Genomic DNA, 2,901 nt, shown 5'->3' with positions numbered 1-2,901 from the left:
CCTACGCAATGAATATCATCTCTGGGAGCCGGATGTGGGAAAACTACAAGTCCGGTTCTGCAGGGGTTTCATGGCAATGAATTACTTTATTTGAAAGGAAATAAAAGTCATGTCTCTACCTACCAATTTATTTAAGAAAAAACTAGTAAAACCTATTACTCCTGAGTTTAACAAAGAATTTTTTATTGATAAATTATTAATGGAAAGAACAACACCAACTTACGATATATCCAAAATTAACTTAACGGATCAAAATAAAATTGGAGAAGGTAGTCTTGGAGCTGCAGTATATAATTTCGGCTCTAATCAAGTTGTAAAAGTCTTAGATAAATTAAGATTACAAAATCAATTCGGAAGTTTAATTGAACTAGAAAAAATGTATCGAATTGAAGCTAAAATAAATTGTTTATATTATGGAATTGGCTCTGCTCTTTTTCAGAAAACTATGGATAAATTTTATATATTTATGACAAAAGCACCTGGCATAGGTATTAATAAAATTGTCTGCGATGAAAAATATAAAGTTTTGCGCCCAAAACTTTTATTTGCCCTTAGAAATGGATATCTTGCATCTACTCTTGTTGGTTTGCATAATATAGGAATTAGTCACGGAGACTTTAAATGGGATAACGTATTTTATGACTCTATTTCAGATAATTTTTTCCCAATTGACTTTGGAGCTTCAGGAATATTAAGCGATTCGAAAATAAAAAATGATTTCAATTTTTTAAATGGAATCATCACATCCGTAAATTCTAATTTAAATGCAAATATTGACGTCAATAGAGCAATGACTCCTGTTTCAAAAAATAAAAATAAAGTTCATTATGATTTTAATAAAATACAAACACATCAAGCAAACCCTAAATTAGCTCTTTATTAAAATATTTAATTTATGTTCTATTTATTTTATCTATAGCTAAATCAATAAAAGATTTAACTTTAGGCGAAGCGTATTTTTGAGCAGGAAAGACAAAAGAAAAGGAACCTGTTGAATTAAATTTCCAATCAGGTAATACTTTAAATTATCCCGCTCATTTTTATTATTTAAAACATGATTTGGCAATAAGCCAATCCCATTATTTAATAAAATAAGTTCTTTTATTATTTGAAAATCATCAGACAATACTCGTGATTCATCGTTAAGTAAAAATCTTTCTTTTCCTTTTATCAATTCAAAATTTTTTAGATTTAATGAATTATGCATTATCAATGAATGGCTTTTTAAATGTGAAGGATGATTTATTTTATTATTTTTTTCTATAAAATCATGTGAAGCCCATAATGAAAAATGAACGTCGAAAAATTTTTTTGTCCTAAGGGTAGAGTCACTTAATTGCCCAGCCCGAATAGCCAGATCAAAACCTTCACGAATCAAGTCTACGATCCTATTTGTTACGATAAGTTCAATAGTGACGTCTGGGTATTTTTTTAAGTATTCACTTATAATTTGCGCTAATATAAAAGATGAGATCCCAAGAGGAAATGTTATTTTTAATAGCCCTTTTGGTTTATCTTGTCGCGAAAGAAGTTCAGACTCACCTTGCTCAATAGACTTAATAGCATTTACACAATGACTATAATAAACCAAACCTGATTCCGTAATATTCAAATGACGAGTTGTTCTTTGAATAAGGGTGACACCAAGCCTTTTTTCAAGAGCAGCTATTTTGAAACTGACCGTCGTTTTAGGCATTTTCAAAAGCCTAGCTGCTCCAGAAAAGCTTTTCGTTTCAACCACTTTTGTAAATACAACAATTGCATCTAGTTCCATAGTCCTAATTGTACAATATTTTGCACATAATGTCTATATTTTACTATCTAGTGTACAATCAAAAAACCGTCTACAAATGGAAATGAATTGATAATACAAGCACGCTTGTAACCTATTAAAACTGATTCATAAATAATATCATTTTAGGACATAGTTATGACAAAAAAAATACTTATTATTCAGTCTAGCCCTAGAGATAATGACTCTATTACAAACAATCTTATTCAAAAAATAGAAAATAAAATTTTTGAAAAACATAATAATTCTATTTTTACTCGAAAAAATTTATCTAAATACCCTCTACCTCATCCTACAAATGAAACCATAAGTGCTTATTTTACTACCAAAGAATTGCTAACAGATGAATTAAACTCTGCTATTTCTTTATCAAATAAATTAACAGATGAGTTATTAGATTCAAATATTTTAATTATAGGAGCTCCTATGTGGAATTTTAGTATTCCATCTTCGTTAAAAGCTTGGTTAGACCATATCGTCCGAATTGGAAAAACATTTTCAATAGGTGAAAATGGATATTTTGGTTTAGCTAAAAATTAAAAAGCAATTATTGTCATTGCCAGCGGAGGAGTTTATACGAACACATCAATGGATTTTAATGAACCTTACCTACGCTTTATTTTAAATTTTATTGGAATATCTGATATACAAATTATTAAAGCAGAAGGTTTAAGTTATCCAAATAAAAGAGAAGAAGCTTTAAAAAATGCTGACAATATGATTCATAATTTAATATTATAAATATTTTGCATTTTAAAAGAACATTACTGTATAAAAATAATTTTTAAAGTTTAACTTGACAAAATAGATAATTATTCTTTAGTATTTTATTCAAACAAAAAAGGTTGAAGTGATAAAAAAAGAAATTAAAATATATGACATTTGGAGATTTAATGTCTATAAAATACATAATTGTCTTAGTTTTAGCATTAGCAAAAATAAGCTTTGCTTACTGTGAAGATATGAAAATATCAATCCAATACCAAAACAGACCTCCTTTTTTTATTGAAAACCCTATTACTCACAAACTCTCTGAAGGGATTGGTTTTGAAATTATCGATAAAATACTTAAAGAATCAAAAATAAATTTTGTTTATGAAAATAAACCA

Annotated in this window: 3 protein-coding genes and 1 pseudogene; 3 read left to right on the top strand and 1 reads right to left on the bottom strand. The window is 27.9% G+C overall.

Going from position 1 to position 2,901, the window contains the following annotated elements; translation table 11 throughout:
* Positions 1–109 precede the first annotated feature (109 nt).
* Positions 110–883, top strand: a complete 774-nt coding sequence (locus tag ACIQ56_RS16325) for a hypothetical protein (protein ID WP_397602099.1) — start codon at positions 110–112, stop codon at positions 881–883.
* 36 nt (positions 884–919) lie between these two features.
* Here ACIQ56_RS16325 and ACIQ56_RS16320 read toward each other — a convergent pair whose 3' ends face one another.
* Positions 920–1,774: a LysR family transcriptional regulator gene (locus ACIQ56_RS16320; protein WP_397602098.1), complete on the bottom strand. Its 855-nt coding sequence runs from the start codon at positions 1,772–1,774 to the stop codon at positions 920–922.
* 156 nt (positions 1,775–1,930) lie between these two features.
* On the opposite strand from ACIQ56_RS16320, the pseudogene ACIQ56_RS16315 reads away from it, so the two are divergent.
* Positions 1,931–2,533, top strand: a pseudogene (locus ACIQ56_RS16315) (FMN-dependent NADH-azoreductase).
* A 152-nt stretch (positions 2,534–2,685) separates the two neighbouring features.
* A partial coding sequence (locus ACIQ56_RS16310; RefSeq protein ID WP_397602097.1) for a hypothetical protein occupies positions 2,686–2,901 on the top strand: 216 nt, incomplete at its 3' end.

This window comes from Silvanigrella sp. (assembly GCF_044369315.1).
Classification (GTDB): Bacteria; Bdellovibrionota_B; Oligoflexia; order Silvanigrellales; family Silvanigrellaceae; genus Silvanigrella.
Note: the sequence above shows the minus strand (reverse complement) of the source record. Positions and strands in the feature narration are given on the sequence as shown.